Genomic DNA, 16890 nt, shown 5'->3' on the forward strand with positions numbered 1-16890 from the left:
TCTCTTTATTATGGCGATATCGATAGCCGGGCCCGGGCGTCGCTCTTCGGGCGCCGGGCGGGGGTTCGATATTTCATGGCACAGCATAAATAGCGATACGCACCGCTATATCTTGCAGAGTAGATCGATCGGCAATGAGTGAATGTCGCCAGAGGTTGTTGATGAAGTTAAATAATAGTTAGCAAGCTTATTATAAACTAAGCAGCACGTGCTATTTGTAGTTTAAAAATAAACCGCAGGCGGGGCGTTTGTTTGCGCGGAAATTAGCGGGCGCGCGTTTTGGCGGGCTAATTGCTTTATTTATCGAGAGAAGGGCAGGACCCGCCGGCGCCTGTGGCGGCGCCGGCGGGAAGAGGGTGATTTACAGCAGGCCGGCTTCCTTCGCCGTACGGTCAATAGCGCGTTTGGTCTTCTCGACCAGCTCATCCAGCTCGCTGCGTCCGGCGATCAGCGCCGGCGCCATGATCATCCGCCCCAGCGTCGAGCGAATAATGACTCCCTCCTCAAAACCGATGGTGCGGCAGCGCCAGGCCAGCTCGTTCTCATTGGCGAAGCGGCGGCGGGTGCTTTTATCTTCCGCGAACTGCAGGGCCGCGACGAGGCCCGTACCCTGAACTTCGCCGATCAGCGGGTGATTGTCGAAGACCTCGCGCAGCGTTTTCTGCAGATACGGGCCGGTGTTGTCGCGCACGTTGGTGACGTGGTTTTCGTCACGCAGCGCTCTAAGGTTGGCGATCGCCACCGCGGCGGCAACGGGGTGGCCGGAGTAGGTCAGACCGTGGGCGAAGACGCCGCCTTTCTCAACCAGCACTTCCGCCATGCGCTTGCTCAGCACCAGGCCGCCCATCGGCACGTACCCAGAGGTCAGCCCTTTGGCGATGGACAGCGTATCCGGCTCGAAGCCGAAGTACTGATGCGCGAACCACTCGCCGGTGCGGCCAAAGCCGCCAATAACCTCATCGGCGCACAGCAGGACGTCGTACTTCCGGCAAATGCGCTGGATCTCAGGCCAGTAGCTTTCCGGCGGGAAAATCATCCCGCCCGCGCCCTGGAACGGCTCGGCGATAAAACCGGCCACGTTTTCCGCGCCCAGCTCGAGTATTTTCTCTTCGAGCTGGCCGGCGCAGCGCAGGCCAAACTCGTGCGGCGTCAGGCTGCCGCCGTGCATGTACCAGTAGGGCTCGTCGATATGGGCCACGTCGGGGATCATGCCGCCCATGGTGTGCATCGCCTTCATCCCGCCCAGCGCGGTGGCGGCGAGGGTTGAACCGTGATAGCCGTTCCAGCGGCCAATCATTACCTTCTTCTGCGGCTTGTCGAGGATCTGCCAATAGCGGCGAACGGTGCGGATCAGCACTTCGTTCGATTCAGAACCTGAGTTGGTGTAAATCGCGTGGCTGTAGTGCGGCGGCAGCAGGCTGAACAGCAGCTCGGAGAGCTCGATTACCGTCGGGTGGGTCGTATGGAAGAACATATTGTAATACGGCAGCTTAGCGAACTGCGCCGCCGCCGCATCCGCCAGATCCTGGCGGCTGTAGCCTAGCTGGGTGCACCACAGGCCGGACATGCCGTCGAGGTATTTGTTGCCGTCGTTATCCCAAAGGTACAGGCCCTCCCCGCGGACCATAACGCGAGGCCCCTCGGCGTTCAGCGCCTTCTGGTCGAGAAAGGCGTGGATATGATGCGCGGCATCGGCGCTCTGGTAGTCCGTGGTGCTGCGCTGCGGGTTATTCGGGGTAGTCATCTTCTCTCTCCTGTAAGCGGGATCTAAATGCGAAAGCTGCCGGGTGCTAGCGAAACTGGAACCAGGTCGTTTTGAGGCTGGTGAATTTGTCAAAGGCGTGCAGCGACAGGTCGCGGCCAAAGCCAGACTGCTTATTGCCGCCAAACGGCACGCTGACGTCCAGCGCATCGACGGTATTCACCGAGACGGTCCCGGCGTTAAGCATTCCGGCAACGCGATGGGCGCGATGGAGATCGTCGGTCCACACCGAGGCGGCGAGGGCGTAGATGTGCTGATTGGCGAGGGTGACGGCCTGCTGCTCGTCGTCAAAAGGCATGACGGCAAGCACCGGGCCGAAAATCTCCTCCTGCCACAGGGAGGAGGTGGTATCCGCGGCTTCAATCAGCGTCGGTTCCACGTAGTTCGCGACGCCGTCGATCTCAATCTCGCGACCACCGAGGAGCACGCGGGCGCCGGCGCGTTCGGCGGCGCGGATGGCGCTCATGACTTTTTGCGCATGCGCCGCGCTGACCATGGCGCCCATTTTGGCAGCGGGCTCAAAGGGGTGAGAGGGCGCCCACGCCTGCATTTTTTCCTGCAGCTTAGCGATAAATTCGGCGTAAATCGTCCGCTCGACCAGCAGGCGAGAGTTAGCCGAGCAGACCTCGCCCTGGTTGAAGCAGATGCCGAAAGCCGCTTTTTCGGCGGCCAGATCGAGATCCCTGCAGTCGGCGAAGATGATATTGGCGCTTTTGCCGCCGCACTCCAGCCAGACCTGCTTCAGGTTGGACTGCGCGGAGTAGGCCATAAAGGCTTTGCCGACGGCGGTAGAGCCGGTGAAGGTGATGGTATCGACGTCGTTATGCAGGCCTAAGGCGCTGCCGGCTTCGGTCCCCAGGCCGGTGACGACGTTCAGTACGCCCGCCGGGAGGCCCGCCTCAAGCGCCAGCTCCGCCAGACGCAGCGCCGAAAACGGCGAGTTCTCCGAAGGCTTGAGGATCACGCTATTACCGGCCGCCAGCGCCGGGCCGAGCTTCCACGAGGCGAGGTCGAGCGGGAAGTTCCACGGCACTATGGCCGCCACGACGCCAATCGCTTCGCGGGTGATGGTGGCGAGAGAGCCTTTCCTGGCGGGGGCCACCTCGTCGTAAATCTTATCCACGCTTTCGGCGTACCACGTGAAAACGTGCGCCGCGCCAGGAACGTCGACGTTTAGCGCATCGTTGACCGGTTTGCCCATGCTGACGCTCTCCAGCAGCGCCAGCTCTTCGCGATGCTCGAGGATCAGCCCCGACAGCCGCAGCAGAACGGCCTTGCGCGCCTGTGCGGAGAGCCCTGACCAGATGCCTGAGTCAAAGGCCTTACGGGAAGACTGGACCGCGACAGCAATATCTTCTGCCTGAAGCGCCGTGACCTCGGCGAGCAGCGCGTTGGAGGCGGGATTGATAACCGGGAAAACGCGGCGGCTTTGGGCGACGTAGGGCTGGCCATCGACAATGGCATGGCCGATAAAGCGCTGCGCCTGCAGCCTGCTGTGCCAAAAGTTTCTGTCGGTCATAAGCCTCTCCGTTATCGTGTTGCGTAATTGTTATTTATTTGTTGCCGTTGATTCATGATGCCGGAGGGGGGAGAAGTGAGAAAGGACTAAAAATCTAGGTAACCTCCATAAAAAACTTTGTTAGCCTGGCAGGGAGCCGCCGGCGCGCGGATTCTGCCGATGACGCTTTGTGTGATATGGCTTAAAGGAATCTGCTATTGGTGATTTTAATGTCATGTAATTAAATGGTTTTTATTTTTATCGTCGGTTTTTGACGGTCGATGGTTATGCTATTCATGACCATATTTAATGTTCTTAGAATGGCCTGTAAGGAACTAAAAAAATATATCCGGCCTTTTTAGCCACCGCCATAAAGCCGCATCCCCGTGACGGCGTCGCCGTTTTCTTTACGCCTTCATGTTAATTTTCTGTAAAAACCTGACCGGTGTCGGATTGTTGATCTTTATTTGTCGGCGGGGTTGCGCCCGAGGGGGAGCATCGTTTAATCCTATTCAGCTCATCTCTTTGCCAACAAAAAATAAGGTATCGCATGCCCCATTTCACCCTGAAACAGCTCAAATATTTTGTGGCCGTTGTCGAAGCGGAGAGCATTGCCGAAGCCTCCCGGCAGCTCCATATCGCGCAGCCCTCTATCTCCATCGCGGTGAAAACCCTGGAAGATATGTTTGAGCAGCAGTTTTTTATTCGCCACCATGCGCAGGGGGTTTCCATGACCTCCAGCGGACAGCGCTTCTATGAGAAAGCGAAGGAACTGCTCCGGCTCTCGTACCAGTTCGAGCAAAACTCGAGGGCGGATAATGAGCTGGTGTCGGGGATTGTTTCTATCGGCTGCTTCGAGACCGCGGCGCCGCTCTACCTGCCGTCGCTTATCGCCGGGTTTAAGATCATTTATCCGGATATCACCATTAAAATTTACGATGGCGAGCAGCATGAAATTGCCCACGGCCTGCACCGCGGTCGCTTTGACCTGGCGTTTATGTACGATCTCGAGCTGGATATCTCGATTCAGACCGAGAGCCTGAACGCACCGCAAAAGCCCTACGCGCTGCTGCCGGCAAATCACCCGCTGGCGCAGCGGGCGTCGGTCAAGCTGTCGGAGCTGAGTCACCTGCCGATGGTGCTGCTGGACGTTGTCCCTAGCCGTAACTATTTCATCAGTATTTTCAAAGACAAAGGCTACAACCCTCAGGTGGCCTACAGTTCGCCGTCGATTGAGATGGTGCGCTGCATGGTCGGCCAGGGGCTGGGCTTTTCGGTTCTGGTGACCCGCCCGGTTTCTGATATCACCTACGACGGGCAGCAGGTGCGCTGCGTCGAGATTCAGGATGAGATGGCCAACTCGACGCTGGTGATGGCCCATCTGCGCAGCAGCGAGCCCACTAACCCCGCCAAACTGTTTATGGAATATTGCCGAAACGCGGTGCTCAGCCCGCCAGAGCAGGCGGCACGGGTGGCCTGATCGGAGTTTTATTCAGCGCAGCGGCCCGCGCCCGTGCGGGTCTTTTTATATTTGGCGGCTTATTTTCTGAATATAAAAAAACGATACTCTGCATATATTTTTTATATCCTCTCGGGTTGCCTCCCGCCGCATCGCTAAATAAGCGCTAAGCACAAAATTATCCGGCGAATATTTCACGCTAAAACCCGCTTTACCTTGTATATTCAAGGTGCTGCGCTCTGCATCACTATTTTATTCTCAGGTTCTAAATTTATAATAATTTACCTGTTTGTTACTGTTTATTAACCTCGGTCCTGCGCAGTGGTTTATTCCTGGCGATTGAACTCCATTCGAAGGACACATTTATGACCGTAGAAAAAACACAAATTGATACGCTGATTGTTGGCGGGGGTCAGGCCGGTATTGCCATGAGTGAGCATCTGACCCAGCTGGGGATCTCGCATCTGGTTATCGAGAAAAACCGTATCGCTGAGGCCTGGCGTACCGGGCGCTGGGATTCGCTGGTGGCGAACGGCCCGGCGTGGCACGACCGCTTCCCGGGAATGGAGTTTAAAGGTGGCCAGCCGGATAGCTTTATTCCTAAGGATGATGTGGCGCAGTACTTTGAAGATTACGTCAGGAAATTCTCCCTGCCGGTGCGTACCGGCGTGGAGGTAAAAAGCGCGGTTCGCAACAGCGGACGTCCCGGATTTACCGTTGAAACCACGGATGGGGTGATCGAAGCGCAGCGCATCGTTGCCGCGACCGGGCCGTTCCAGAAGCCGGTCATTCCGCCGATTGCGCCGAAAGAGGGCGACATTCATCAGATCCATTCCGCCAAATACTACAACCCTGAGCAGCTGCCCGCCGGCGCGGTGCTGGTGGTTGGCGCCGGCTCCTCCGGCGTGCAGATTGCCGATGAGCTCCAGCGCGCGGGCCGCCAGGTCTATCTCTCCGTCGGCGCCCACGACCGGCCGCCGCGCGCCTACCGCAACCGGGATTTCTGCTGGTGGCTGGGGGTGCTGGGCCTGTGGGATGCCCCCGCCAGCGAGCCGGGGAAAGAGCATGTCACCATCGCGGTGAGCGGCGCCCACGGCGGGCGGACGGTGGATTTTCGCGAGCTGGCGCAGCGCGGCATCACCCTGGTCGGGCTGACGAAGGCGTTTGCATCCGGCGTCGCCACCTTCCAGGCGGATCTGTGCGACAACATCCGCCGCGGTGATGAAAACTACCTCTCGCTGCTGGACGCCGCTGACGCCTACGTTGCCGCCAACGGCCTCGATTTGCCGCTGGAGCCCGCGGCGCGCGAATTCTTAGCCGATCCGCAGTGCATGACGTCGCCGATCCTCTCTCTGGACCTGCCGCAGGCCGGCGTGACGAGCATCATCTGGGCGACCGGCTACGTCGTGGACTACGGCTGGCTCAACGTTAACGCCTTTAACGCGCAGAATCGCCCTCAGCACCAGCGCGGCGTCTCCAGCGAACCGGGGGTCTATTTCCTCGGCTTGCCGTGGCTGTCGCGGCGGGGTTCGACCTTTATCTGGGGCGTGTGGCACGACGCGAAGCACATCGCCGACCATATCGCCACCCAGCGGAAATACAGCCAGTACCGGGATGCCGGTCAGCGCTGAACTGTAGCTCTTAATCAGGATAAAAATGATGCCGACACATACCCGTATTCGCATGTTTAACACCAAAGAGACCTATCCCAATCAGACCCTGGACAACGATTTGTGCCAGGCCGTACGCGCCGGTAACACCGTCTACGTGCGCGGCCAGGTGGGCACGGATTTCGAAGGCAATCTGGTGGGGCTGGGCGACCCGCAGGCTCAGGCTGAGCAGGCGATGAAAAACGTCAAGCAACTGCTGGAAGAGGCCGGAAGCGACCTTTCGCATATTGTGAAAACCACCACCTATATTATCGACCCGCGCTATCGCGAGCCGGTCTATCAGGAAGTCGGCAAGTGGCTGAAGGGCGTGTTTCCCATCTCCACCGGGCTGGTTATCTCAGGCCTGGCGCAGCCGCAGTGGCTGATGGAAATTGACGTGATTGCCGTGATCCCCGATGGCTATGTGAAATAAGGAGCCGCCATGACGTTTTCTATCGCGGCATTCTGCCCGGAAACCGGGCAGTTTGGCATCGCCATAAGCTCCTCCAGTATTGCCGTCGGCGCCCGCTGCCCGTGGCTGCTGGCGGGAGTCGGTGCGGTATCCAGCCAGAACATTACCCTGCCGGCCCTCGGTCAGTTGACGCTTGCCCAGCTGGAGCAGGGGCTGGCGCCGGAAAAGGCGCTGCGTAAGGCGCTGGCGGAGGATGATTTCAGCCGCTATCGGCAGATTATCGCTATCAACGCCAGCGGGGAAACGGCCTCGTTTAGCGGCGATAAAACTCTCGGCATCTATCACGTTGCCGAAGGGGTAAACTGTATTGCTGGCGGCAATATGCTCGCCAGCACCGCGGTGGTTGAGGCGATGGTTGCCGAATTCCAGCAGGCTGAAGGGGAGATGGCGACGCGCCTGCTGGCCGCTCTCCAGGCGGGGCTGGCCCTTGGCGGCGAGGCCGGGCCGGTGCACTCTGCGGCGGTAAAAGTGGTGGATGATTACTCCTGGCCGCTGGTTGACCTGAGGGTTGACTGGCACGAACAGGATCCGATTGGCGAGCTTACCGCGCTGTGGCTGGCGTATGAGCCGCAGATGCAGGCCTATATTACGCGCGCGCTCGACCCGCGGGAGGCCCCCAGTTACGGAGTACCGGGTGATGAATAGCGACCTGAAACGGATCCTCGCGACGCTGCTGGCATTCGACACCACCAGCCGCGAATCTAATCTGCAGCTGATTAACTATATCGATGAGTATCTCCGCGGTTATGGCATTACCACGCGGCTTTTCTTTGATGAGGGAGGCAAAAAAGCCAACCTCTACGCCCGCTTTGGCCCGCAGGGGCCGGGGGGCGTGATGCTCTCGGGCCACACCGACGTGGTCCCGGTTGACGGGCAGCGCTGGACGGTGCCTCCGTTTGAACTCACCCTGCGCGACGACCTCTGCTACGGCCGCGGCAGCACCGATATGAAAGGCTTTATCGCCTGCGTGCTGGCCGCCGTTCCTGACTTTCTCTCCCAACCTTTACGCATGCCGCTGCATCTGGCCTTTTCCTACGATGAGGAGGTCGGCTGCCTTGGCGTACGCAGCCTGGTGGACCATCTTAAAGCCTCAAAGGACAAGCCGGCGCTGTGCATCATCGGCGAGCCCACCGAGATGCGTCCGGTCTACGGCCATAAGGGCAAGCTGGCCATGCGCTGTACGGTGCAGGGCAAGGCCTGCCATTCGGCCTACGCGCCCCACGGCGTCAACGCTATCGAGTATGCGGCAAAGCTGATTACCCGTTTAGGAACGCTCGGCGAAACGCTGGCGCAAACCCGGGATAGCCGCTTTGATCCACCTTACAGCACGCTGCAGGTTGGGGTGATTCACGGCGGGGCGGCGCTCAATATCGTGCCGGAAAGCTGCCAGTTTGATTTTGAAATTCGCCATCTGCCGGACGTCTCGCTCGAGCCGACCCTCGCCGAGCTGCACGGCTACGCCGCAGGCGAGCTGCTGACGTCGATGCGGGCGGTGGCGCCGCAGGCGGATATTACCTTTAGCCCGCTCAGCCGCTATCCGGGCCTGCTCAGCGACCCGCAGTCGGAGTTTGCCGGCTGGCTGGCGCAGTGGGCGCAAAGCGAGGCGTTTTCCACCGTGGCCTTCGGTACCGAGGGCGGTCTGTTCGATGAGGCGGGCGTAGCCACGCTGATCTGCGGGCCCGGAAGCATGGATCAAGGGCATAAGGCGGATGAGTTTATTGCCCTCGCTCAGCTGGAGAAGTGCCTGACGATGCTGGGTAATCTGCGCCGCTGGATGGCGCTGGCGTAACGTTTACGCGCCGGTATTAAGGCGCGTTTTTTTATCTCCCCCGACCTGCTCCTTTCCCACCGTCCTCTTGTTTCAGCGCTGCCCGCGGCCTGCTTCGTCGCCGTCCAGAGATAAAAAAACTCCGGATGGTTTATCCGGAGTCAGCAATGCGTACTGATATTCCCGTTATCCCTCAAGCCGCATGGTCGTTGGCCGGAGCCTTCACCTGCCGCCTTCCTGAAGCTCGACTTATTAGGGGAAAGAAAGCGAAGCGCTAAACTTTCTCTTTCACCAGGGCGATACTCTTCACCGCCTTCGCTTTAGAGAGGGAGTAATAGACCGGTGAGACCACCAGCAGACCAATAATCCATGATAAATCAGCCCCGCCAAATGCGGTTGCAATCGGGCCGGTATAAATCGCCGTCGACATAAACGGCACCTCAACTAATATCCCCAACAGATAGCAGAAGATGGCGGTAGCATTAAAGTAGCCATATATTCCGCCATCGCGCTTAAAGAAGGATTCGACATCATATTCGCCGTGCGCAACCAGGTAATAATCCACCAGGTTAATTGCCGTCCACGGCACCAGGACATACAGCAGGACGGTAATAAAGTTGGTATAGATTAACAGGAAGTTTTCCTGACCATAGATCGCCAGCGCTATTTCAAGGAGCATGGTGAGGATAGCGGTAATTATCCTTGCGCGGGCCATCGGCGACCAGCCGTCAATAAAGGTCTGGCCCAGGGTCAGCGTACAGAGCACGCCGCAGTACAGCATCATCGAGTTTGTGGCGGCAATCCCCAGCGCCAGCACCACGATAACCACCGCGCCGAAGCCGCCGGTGAGGTCAATAATCCCTTGAATAATATCATCATTGCCAATACTGGTTGCCACCAACACTCCGAGAACCATCGGCAGATAAGAGCCTAATATGCAGCCAAAATAGCTGGCGTAAAAGACGCTTTTGTCGTTGGTGCTGTAAGGCATATAGCGTGAATAGTCAGAGACATAGGGGGCGTAGGCCAGCTGCCACAGTGCGGCAATCGAGACCGCGCCGAGGAACCCGACCTTGTTGAAACCTCCGCGATCGAGAAAATCGACCGGCAGTCCGTGGATAAAGACGATCCACACAAAGGTCGCGGCCAGCACAATACCGGATATCCACGACATAATTCTGGCGTAGGAGTGGATGATCTTATAGCCAAAAATAGTGGCAAACAGACTCAGGGCGCCGACGATAATAATCCCCACGTCGGAGTTCATCGGCTTATAGATGGCGTGCATGGACTGCCCGCCTAATACCAGGCTGGAGGCGGTAAAGCCGATATACATTAATACGACAATGGACACCACCAGCACCGAACCGTAGGAACCGAATTGGCCCTTGGTTTGTACCATTTGCGGTACGCCCAGCTTTGGACCCTGTGCGGAATGCAGGGCCATAAACAGCCCGCCGACCAGACTACCGATAAACAGCGCAACGACAGACCAGAAAAAAGAAAGATGGAAAATAGTGACCGACATCGCTCCGGTGATAACGGTTAATAGCATGATGTTAGAGCCAAACCAGATGGTAAACAGATCGCCCGGTTTGCCGTGTCGCATATTAAGAGGGATAGGTCTGATGGTATTGCTTTCGAGATTTTCAACGTTGACAGGTTGATGTTTAGTCATGGTGCTCTCTCATCACTGTGGGTCTATACCGTGAATGATTCAGGCAACAGCAGGCCGCTAGCTGAGCGAACGCAGCCAACAACGAAGTCGCCTGAAGCATCATGGGTATAAATCAGCGTTAGATTGATATTCCAATGAGGAGTACAGCTAATCTACTCATCATAACATTTCGTTTACCATTCTCACAATCTCGTATCATTTTGGAAATTATTAAAAATGTCGAACGTCGATATAAAAAAAAGTGCTTTACCCAGGGCTCGGGGCCTGATTGTGGCTAATGGCCGGCCATCTCCCGCTTATTTTTAGACGTTTATGCTGCGCCCCTGCTTGTTTTATATTTAACAATCTGGGCGGCTAATTTAAGTCAGATAATTCTGCGAGCAGGCGGATGCGGCGTGGAATGATTGAGGGTCTGCAATAAAAGCAAAGACATATTTATTGTAGGGAATATAGAAGCCGCTTTAATTCGCCAGATGATGACGATAAGTCCGAAAAATATTTAATATAATCTGAGATAAATCATAGGATTGCCTGTCACTACTGGCAGCGGTCGTCTGCGGCGCGGAAATTAAATATGCGAGGTTGTTCACAATAAAAGTCATTTATTCATAGTGTGCGATGGATCAATATTTAAAACACGTGGCGCTGGCGCTGAGCGGATTAACGGCGAAGAAATAGCCTCTGCAGAGATAAATAATAACCCGCCAGCGTGGCGGGTTATTAGCGACGGGTGAATTATCAGTAGCCGACGGTGTATATCCGACCGCTCTGGACTCCCTCCACGCTGCGGCGGTACGCCTGGGCCACCATAGCGGCCGGGACGCTGATAAAGCCCGGGAAGAACCCGTCATAGGCGGCGGCTGATTCGGTCAGCACCGTGGGGCTGATCAGGTTGATGCGGATCCCGCGCGGCAGCTCGCAGGCAGCGGCGCGGACGAAGCCCTCCAGTCCGGCGTTAACCGTCGTGGCATTAACGCCCTGGGCGATCGGCTCATGCGCCACGATGCCGCTGATAAGGGTGATGGAGCCGCCGTCGTTCAAATAGTGCTGGCCGGTGAGCGCCAGGCGGATTTGCCCCAGCAGCTTGTCCTGAAGGCCCTGGTTGAAATCTTCGTCGGTCATGGTGGCCAGCGGGCCAAAGAACAGGCTTCCGCTCGCCGAGACAATCGCATCAACCTGACCAGTTTTCTCAAACAGCGCCTGCACGCTGTGCTGGGAGGTGATATCAACCTGATGGTCGCCCTGAGTACGACCGACGCGAATGACTTCATGCTGACGACTAAGTTCTGCGGTGACCGCACGGCCCACGGTACCGCTGGCGCCGATAACGACGATTTTCATGGCTGACTCCTGATAAGTTGTGAGCCTCTATTCTTTAATGAAATGGATATCGGATAAACTGGCAAAAAGTTAGATGATTACTAACCAGAGGTTCGCAATATGGATAAGCTGCGCGGAATGGAAACGTTTATCGCCGTGGTGGAGTACGGCAGTTTTACCGAAGCGGCATCGCACCTGGAGATGTCGGCGGTGATGGTGGGCAAATATATCGCCCTCATCGAACGTCAGCTGGCGACCCGCCTGCTTGAGCGTAATACCCGTCGTCAGAGCCTGACCGACGCCGGGCGGGTCTACTATGAAGAGGCGAAACGCGTTCTGGAGCAGGTCTCGATCGCCGAAAGTTCGGTTGAACGACTGCGGCTGGCGCCCGCGGGGACGCTGCGCATCAGCGCGCCGACCTCATTTGGCGCCTGCGTCATGGCGCCGCTGACCGCCACTTTCCTCCAGCAGTGGCCGGACGTGCGCGTGGAGCTCGATCTGACCAACCGGCTGGTCGATCTGGTGGATGAAGGGTTCGATCTGGCCGTCCGCATTGGCGATATTCACCAAACCGACCTGGTGGCGAAATATCTCTGCGCCTACCGGATGGTGATTTGCGCCGCCCCTGCCTATCTCAGCCGCCCCTGCCTATCTCAGCCGCCACGGCACGCCGCTCACGCCGGCCGACCTTGCCGGCCATCTCTGCCTCTCCCATACGGTATGGACCGCGCGCAACGAGTGGAAGCTACCGGGCGTCACGCAAGAGGTGCGCTGGCGGCGCGATGCGCTCCTCCGCTGCAACGACGGCTATGGCCTGAGGATGGCGGCCATCGCCGGAGCCGGCCTGCTGCTGCAGCCGGAAGTGCTGCTGGCGGAGGATCTTGCCAGCGGAAAACTCGTCCGCATACTTGAGGCCTATACCCCCGAACCGCGCCCGGTACATCTGCTCTGGCGTCAGGATCTTCGCCCGTTGCCGAAGCTGACCCGGTTTGTCGAGCACGCGCTGAACGAGGGCGGGCGCCATTTATGAACTATTATTATCTGGTCTGATGAACGTTCTTCATCGATCACTTCTGCTAAAAGGAGATTGGTATGAGTTTATTGAGTTTTGTGAAAGAAGCGGGCGAGAAAATCTGGGATGCCGTTTCAGGCGGGGATAAAGAGAGCCAGGCCGATAAGCTGAAAAAGCATATCGATGGGCTTAATCTCCCCGGCGCGGATAAGGTCAGCATCACCGTGGCCGAAGACGGCACCGCGACGGTCACTGGCGACGTCGGCTCGCAGGAGGATAAAGAAAAAATTATGGTAGCGGTGGGTAACGTCACCGGCATTGCCCAGGTCAGCGACAACGTGAGCGTCACGCAGAGCGGCACCGAGAGCCGCTACTACACCGTGAAATCCGGCGACACGCTGAGCGCTATTTCTAAAACCGTGTACGGCTCGGCGAATGACTATCAGCGAATCTTTGAAGCCAACAAGCCGATGTTAAAGCATCCCGACAAGATCTATCCGGGACAGGTGCTGATTATCCCGAATAAGTAAGGCGGGAAAATCAGCGTTATACACGCTCTATTGTTACGGAGTCGGTAATGGGACTACTTGATCAAATTGGCGGTATGCTCGGCGGCCAGGCCGGTAAAGCGGAGCAGCTGCAGGCAATCATGGCCTGGATCCAGCAGCAGGGGGGCGTTCAGGGGATCCTCGAAAAATTCCGCAGCGGCGGCCTGGGCGAGATCGTTGAATCCTGGATCGGCCAGCAGGGCAATATTCCGGTTTCCAGTGACCAGGTCACCTCGGTGTTCGGATCGTCCGCGCTGCAGGATCTCGGGGCCAGGCTCGGGATCGACCCGCAGACCGCCTCGTCGCTTATCTCCGAGTATCTGCCGAAAATTGTCGATGGCTTATCTCCGCAAGGCGAAGCGCCTGCACAGCAGGATCTGCTGTCTGAAGGCATGGACCTGCTTAAAGGCAAGCTGTTTAGCTGAGCCCATAGTGCGCGGCAGATGTGCCAAAAGTTAAACCCGCCGACAGGCGGGTTTATTGTTTATGCCCGCAGCGCCTGCTGCCAGTCGGCAATCAGATCCTGCGCGTCCTCAATGCCAACGGAGAGGCGAATGAGCTGGGGCGTAATACCGTTTGCCAGTCGCTGCTCGAGCGGAATGGACGCGTGGGTCATGCTAAACGGCTGGCTGACCAGGCTCTCCACGCCGCCGAGGCTCTCCGCCAGCGTAAACAGGCGCAGCCTGCCGATAACCTGCTCTGCGTAGCCATCGTCGCCTTTCACCACCAGCGAAATCATCCCGCCGGGCAGGGCCATCTGCTTTCGCGCCAGCTGATGATGCGGGTGCGACGCCAGCCACGGGAACCACACTTTTTCCACCTGCGGCTGCTGCTCCAGCCATTCGGCGAGCGCCAGCGCGTTGCTGCTGTGGCGTTCCATGCGCAGCGCGAGGGTGCGAATGCCGCGCAGCGTCAAAAAGCTGCTGAAGGGGTCGAGCACGCCGCCCACCGCGTTTTGCAGATACCCCAGCCTCTCCGCCAGATCGCGGTTGTCACCGACTACCGCGAGGCCCGCTACCACGTCGGAATGGCCGTTGAGATATTTTGTCGCCGAGTGCACGACGATATCAAAACCCAGCTCAAGGGGACGATGAATGGCCGGCGAGGCGAAGGTGTTATCGGTGACGCTGATGAGATTGTGCCGCCGGGCGATCGCCGCGATGGCGTTAAGGTCCGCCAGCTTGAGCAGTGGATTAGTCGGCGTTTCAACCCAAATCATCCGCGTATCCGGCCTGATGGCCGCCTCAATCGCCGCCAGGTCGTCGGGCTTGACCCAGCTGACCCGCAGGCCGGCGCTGCGGCGGCGGACGTTTTCGATCAGCCGCCAGGTGCCGCCGTACACGTCGTCGACGGCCACCAGGTGGCTGTCTTTATCCAGCAGCTCAAGCACCGTGGAAATCGCCGCCAGCCCGGAAGCAAAGGCGTAGCCGCGGGAGCCGCTCTCCAGTTCGGCAATCGTCGTTTCCAGCGCGTGGCGGGTAGGGTTGCCGCTGCGCGAATATTCATAGCCGGTATGCTGCCCGGGGGCCGGCTGTGCGAAGGTGGAGGTGGCATAAATGGGTGGCATCACGGCGCCGTGCGCATCGTTAAAGGTGCCACCGTGTACGCTTAATGTGTTTAAATTTTTCATGGACGATCCTTAGTGTTCAAGTCGGTTACGCCAGGTGGTCAGCACGTCGCTGCGGGTGATCAGGCCGAGAAAACGATCGTTATCGGCGATGACGGCCACCAGGCCGCGGTCGAAAATGGCTTTTAGCGCGCTTTCCGGCGCGCGTTTATCGAGAGTTTCGACGTTGCGGGTCATGGCCTCTCTGACCGGCAGCGCAAAGCGCTGGCTGTTACCCTCGACGTGGCTAATCAAATCCCACTCATCGACGATGCCAACGACGCGGCCGTTTTCCAGCACCGGCAGTTGGGAGATGTCGTACAGGCGCATGCGCGCAAGGATGGTGGCCAGCGTGTCGTCCGGCGCGGCGGTGACGGTGGCGTCTTCGTCATGACGCAGGGCGATAAAATCGGTTAAATCGCCGCGTGAGGGGCGGGTCAGCAGCCCCTGCTGGCGCATCCAGTCGTCGTTGAACATCTTCGACAGATACTTGTTGCCGCTGTCGCAGGCGAAGGTCACCACGCGTTTGGCGGTCGTCTGCGCCTGACAGTAGCGCAGGGCGGCGTGCAGCAGCGTGCCCGTTGAAGAGCCGGCAAGAATGCCCTCGGTCTGTAGCAGCGCCCGCGCGGTGGCAAACGCCTCCCGGTCGGTGACGCGATAGGCGGTATGAACGCCGTCGAGATGGGCCAGCGGCGGGACAAAATCTTCGCCAATCCCCTCAACCAGCCACGATCCCGCCTCGCCGGAGCGGCCGGTTTCTACCCGATCGGCGAGGATCGATCCCGCCGGATCGGCAAGAATAAACTCCGTTTTCGGCGAGTGTTCGGCAAACCACGCCTGCAGCCCGCCGAGGGTACCGCCAGAACCGACGCCAACGACGATAGCGTCGATATTGCCGTTGAGCTGGGCGAAGATTTCCGGCGCGGTGGTGCTGATATGCGCCAGCGGATTGGCCTCGTTATTAAACTGATCGATATAGAACGCCCCCGGCGTCTCCTCCGCCAGGCGACGGGCGTAATCCTGATAGTAGGCCGGGTGGCCTTTATTGACGTCGGAGCGGGTGAGCAGCACCGTTGCTCCCAGCGCCCGCAAATGGAATATCTTCTCGCGGCTCATTTTGTCGGGGACGACGAGGATCAGGCGGTAGTTCTTTTGCGCCGCGATGAGCGCCAGGCCGAGCCCGGTATTACCGGCGGTGGCTTCAATAATCGTACCGCCGGGCTGCAGCTTACCGAGACGCTCGGCCTCGTTAATCATCGACAGCGCGACGCGATCCTTAATAGAACCGCCGGGGTTTTGGTTTTCCAGCTTGAGGAACAGGCTACAGGGGCCGGTTTCGAGCTTGTGCAGCTGGAGCAGGGGCGTGTGGCCGATAAGATCGCTAACAGAATGAAAGAGTGACATGACTATTTACCCATTCGTATCGAGATGGCGAATGATAGGTCTGTGAATTTGGCAAATTAAAGAATATTTAACCGCCTGTAAGAGCGAAATGGAATATAAGATGCTATTTAGCCATCCGGAGGGAAAGGTTGTTAGCCGCCTGGGTGTATTGATATCTGAAAAATAGAGTTTTTGGCGTAATTTTCAGCAATTAATGCCCTTTTGTGCCGACGAAAATGCGTTTTTCAGCAAAGGATGGTTAAAAAAAATATAGCCGAAAATATCAGGGTGACGTGCGCGATTTACTCTGCTGATGCATAGCTGTTGGCTGAAAACAAATAACGAAGCCGGCTATTCAATACCGTTTTTGATAGATACGTCAGGGCCTGGGTGCATGATAACATTTTATTCAATTAGAGCGCTTTGCGATTATGTCCGGGCTTATTAATCAGGCGCCGGAAAAAGGTGAGATGTGCCTGAATTTATATCACTATCGATAAGTTCATTCTGTCCGATGCTGTATGCCGGGCTGGTTTTTACTATTCCCATTACGTTAATTTCGTTTGCCCTCGGCCTCGGACTGGGGTTTATCGTGGCGTTTATACGTAGCTTGAATTCATTCGAATAATTTTTACGGGGGGTCTTTTCGCCAGGATTTGGATTCCATACTTAGATGTCCGTCTGTAAAGGTGGACGTCTAAGTTACCAGTACTGGCTTAATGGCTACATACGGCG

Annotated in this window: 13 protein-coding genes and 2 pseudogenes; 9 read left to right on the forward strand and 6 right to left on the reverse strand. The window is 57.6% G+C overall.

Features of this window, described 5'->3' with window-relative positions; translation table 11 throughout:
- Positions 1-361: 361 nt before the first annotated feature.
- Together GVK32_RS02875 and GVK32_RS02880 are read right to left on the reverse strand one after the other, a co-directional pair.
- Entirely contained in the window at positions 362-1744 is a 1383-nt protein-coding gene (locus GVK32_RS02875; RefSeq protein ID WP_159864943.1) for an aspartate aminotransferase family protein, read from the reverse strand.
- 46 nt (positions 1745-1790) lie between these two features.
- Positions 1791-3281, reverse strand: coding sequence for an aldehyde dehydrogenase (locus GVK32_RS02880; RefSeq protein ID WP_159864946.1), 1491 nt, complete (start codon positions 3279-3281; stop codon positions 1791-1793).
- 529 nt (positions 3282-3810) lie between these two features.
- On the opposite strand from GVK32_RS02880, the gene GVK32_RS02885 reads away from it, so the two are divergent.
- The 5 genes from GVK32_RS02885 (at position 3811) to argE (ending at position 8629) form a co-directional block, all read left to right on the forward strand.
- A complete protein-coding gene (locus GVK32_RS02885) occupies positions 3811-4740 on the forward strand; it encodes a LysR family transcriptional regulator (protein WP_159864948.1) in 930 nt (309 codons plus the stop codon).
- 344 nt (positions 4741-5084) lie between these two features.
- Entirely contained in the window at positions 5085-6350 is a 1266-nt protein-coding gene (locus GVK32_RS02890) for an NAD(P)/FAD-dependent oxidoreductase (RefSeq protein ID WP_159864951.1), read from the forward strand.
- 28 nt (positions 6351-6378) lie between these two features.
- On the forward strand, positions 6379-6801 hold the full coding sequence (locus GVK32_RS02895; RefSeq protein WP_041147244.1) for a RidA family protein: 423 nt from the start codon (positions 6379-6381) through the stop codon (positions 6799-6801).
- Positions 6802-6810: 9 nt separating this feature from the next.
- A complete protein-coding gene (locus GVK32_RS02900; RefSeq protein WP_159864954.1) occupies positions 6811-7485 on the forward strand; it encodes a DUF1028 domain-containing protein in 675 nt (224 codons plus the stop codon).
- Positions 7478-8629 (forward strand): acetylornithine deacetylase, encoded by a 1152-nt coding sequence (gene argE / locus GVK32_RS02905; protein WP_159865130.1) that lies wholly within the window; start codon positions 7478-7480, stop codon positions 8627-8629. The genes GVK32_RS02900 and argE overlap by 8 nt, the downstream gene beginning before the upstream one ends.
- 253 nt (positions 8630-8882) lie before the next feature.
- Here argE and GVK32_RS02910 read toward each other — a convergent pair whose 3' ends face one another.
- Complete coding sequence (locus tag GVK32_RS02910) at positions 8883-10286, reverse strand: cytosine permease (protein ID WP_159864957.1); 1404 nt, start codon at positions 10284-10286, stop codon at positions 8883-8885.
- Positions 10287-11024: 738 nt separating this feature from the next.
- The gene (locus GVK32_RS02915) at positions 11025-11627 is read right to left on the reverse strand and encodes a short chain dehydrogenase (RefSeq protein ID WP_159864960.1); all 603 of its coding nucleotides are present in this window, start codon (positions 11625-11627) and stop codon (positions 11025-11027) included.
- A gap of 99 nt (positions 11628-11726) precedes the next feature.
- On the opposite strand from GVK32_RS02915, the pseudogene GVK32_RS02920 reads away from it, so the two are divergent.
- From GVK32_RS02920 to GVK32_RS02930, 3 genes and pseudogenes are all read left to right on the forward strand, one after another.
- Positions 11727-12636, forward strand: a pseudogene (locus GVK32_RS02920) (LysR substrate-binding domain-containing protein).
- 62 nt (positions 12637-12698) lie between these two features.
- Positions 12699-13148: a peptidoglycan-binding protein LysM gene (gene lysM, locus GVK32_RS02925; RefSeq protein ID WP_159864963.1), complete on the forward strand. Its 450-nt coding sequence runs from the start codon at positions 12699-12701 to the stop codon at positions 13146-13148.
- A gap of 47 nt (positions 13149-13195) precedes the next feature.
- Positions 13196-13591 carry a YidB family protein gene (locus GVK32_RS02930; RefSeq protein ID WP_159864966.1) on the forward strand — a complete coding sequence of 132 codons (396 nt, stop codon included), beginning with the start codon at positions 13196-13198 and terminating at the stop codon, positions 13589-13591.
- Positions 13592-13650: 59 nt separating this feature from the next.
- Here the strand turns inward: GVK32_RS02930 and GVK32_RS02935 are convergent, their stop codons facing one another.
- Positions 13651-14796, reverse strand: coding sequence for a PLP-dependent aspartate aminotransferase family protein (locus tag GVK32_RS02935; RefSeq protein WP_159864969.1), 1146 nt, complete (start codon positions 14794-14796; stop codon positions 13651-13653).
- Between the two features lie 9 nt (positions 14797-14805).
- Positions 14806-16182 carry a cystathionine beta-synthase gene (locus tag GVK32_RS02940; protein WP_200842825.1) on the reverse strand — a complete coding sequence of 459 codons (1377 nt, stop codon included), beginning with the start codon at positions 16180-16182 and terminating at the stop codon, positions 14806-14808.
- Positions 16183-16669: 487 nt separating this feature from the next.
- Between GVK32_RS02940 and GVK32_RS29020 the strand changes: the two are divergent.
- Positions 16670-16762 (forward strand): annotated as a pseudogene (locus GVK32_RS29020) (cysteine ABC transporter permease); the annotation flags it as partial.
- Positions 16763-16890 lie beyond the last annotated feature (128 nt).

Source organism: Klebsiella sp. 18074 (assembly GCF_902705905.1).
Classification (GTDB): domain Bacteria; phylum Pseudomonadota; class Gammaproteobacteria; order Enterobacterales; family Enterobacteriaceae; genus Klebsiella; species Klebsiella terrigena.

Excerpts from the sequence above, each read along its gene's own strand:
- GVK32_RS02875 (WP_159864943.1), bottom strand. The coding sequence starts at position 1,744 with ATGACTACCCCGAATAACCCGCAGCGCAGCACCACGGACTACCAGAGC.
- GVK32_RS02880 (WP_159864946.1), bottom strand. The coding sequence starts at position 3,281 with ATGACCGACAGAAACTTTTGGCACAGCAGGCTGCAGGCGCAGCGCTTT.
- GVK32_RS02885 (WP_159864948.1), top strand. The coding sequence starts at position 3,811 with ATGCCCCATTTCACCCTGAAACAGCTCAAATATTTTGTGGCCGTTGTC.
- GVK32_RS02890 (WP_159864951.1), top strand. The coding sequence starts at position 5,085 with ATGACCGTAGAAAAAACACAAATTGATACGCTGATTGTTGGCGGGGGT.
- GVK32_RS02895 (WP_041147244.1), top strand. The coding sequence starts at position 6,379 with ATGCCGACACATACCCGTATTCGCATGTTTAACACCAAAGAGACCTAT.
- GVK32_RS02900 (WP_159864954.1), top strand. The coding sequence starts at position 6,811 with ATGACGTTTTCTATCGCGGCATTCTGCCCGGAAACCGGGCAGTTTGGC.
- argE (WP_159865130.1), top strand. The coding sequence starts at position 7,478 with ATGAATAGCGACCTGAAACGGATCCTCGCGACGCTGCTGGCATTCGAC.
- GVK32_RS02910 (WP_159864957.1), bottom strand. The coding sequence starts at position 10,286 with ATGACTAAACATCAACCTGTCAACGTTGAAAATCTCGAAAGCAATACC.
- GVK32_RS02915 (WP_159864960.1), bottom strand. The coding sequence starts at position 11,627 with ATGAAAATCGTCGTTATCGGCGCCAGCGGTACCGTGGGCCGTGCGGTC.
- lysM (WP_159864963.1), top strand. The coding sequence starts at position 12,699 with ATGAGTTTATTGAGTTTTGTGAAAGAAGCGGGCGAGAAAATCTGGGAT.
- GVK32_RS02930 (WP_159864966.1), top strand. The coding sequence starts at position 13,196 with ATGGGACTACTTGATCAAATTGGCGGTATGCTCGGCGGCCAGGCCGGT.
- GVK32_RS02935 (WP_159864969.1), bottom strand. The coding sequence starts at position 14,796 with ATGAAAAATTTAAACACATTAAGCGTACACGGTGGCACCTTTAACGAT.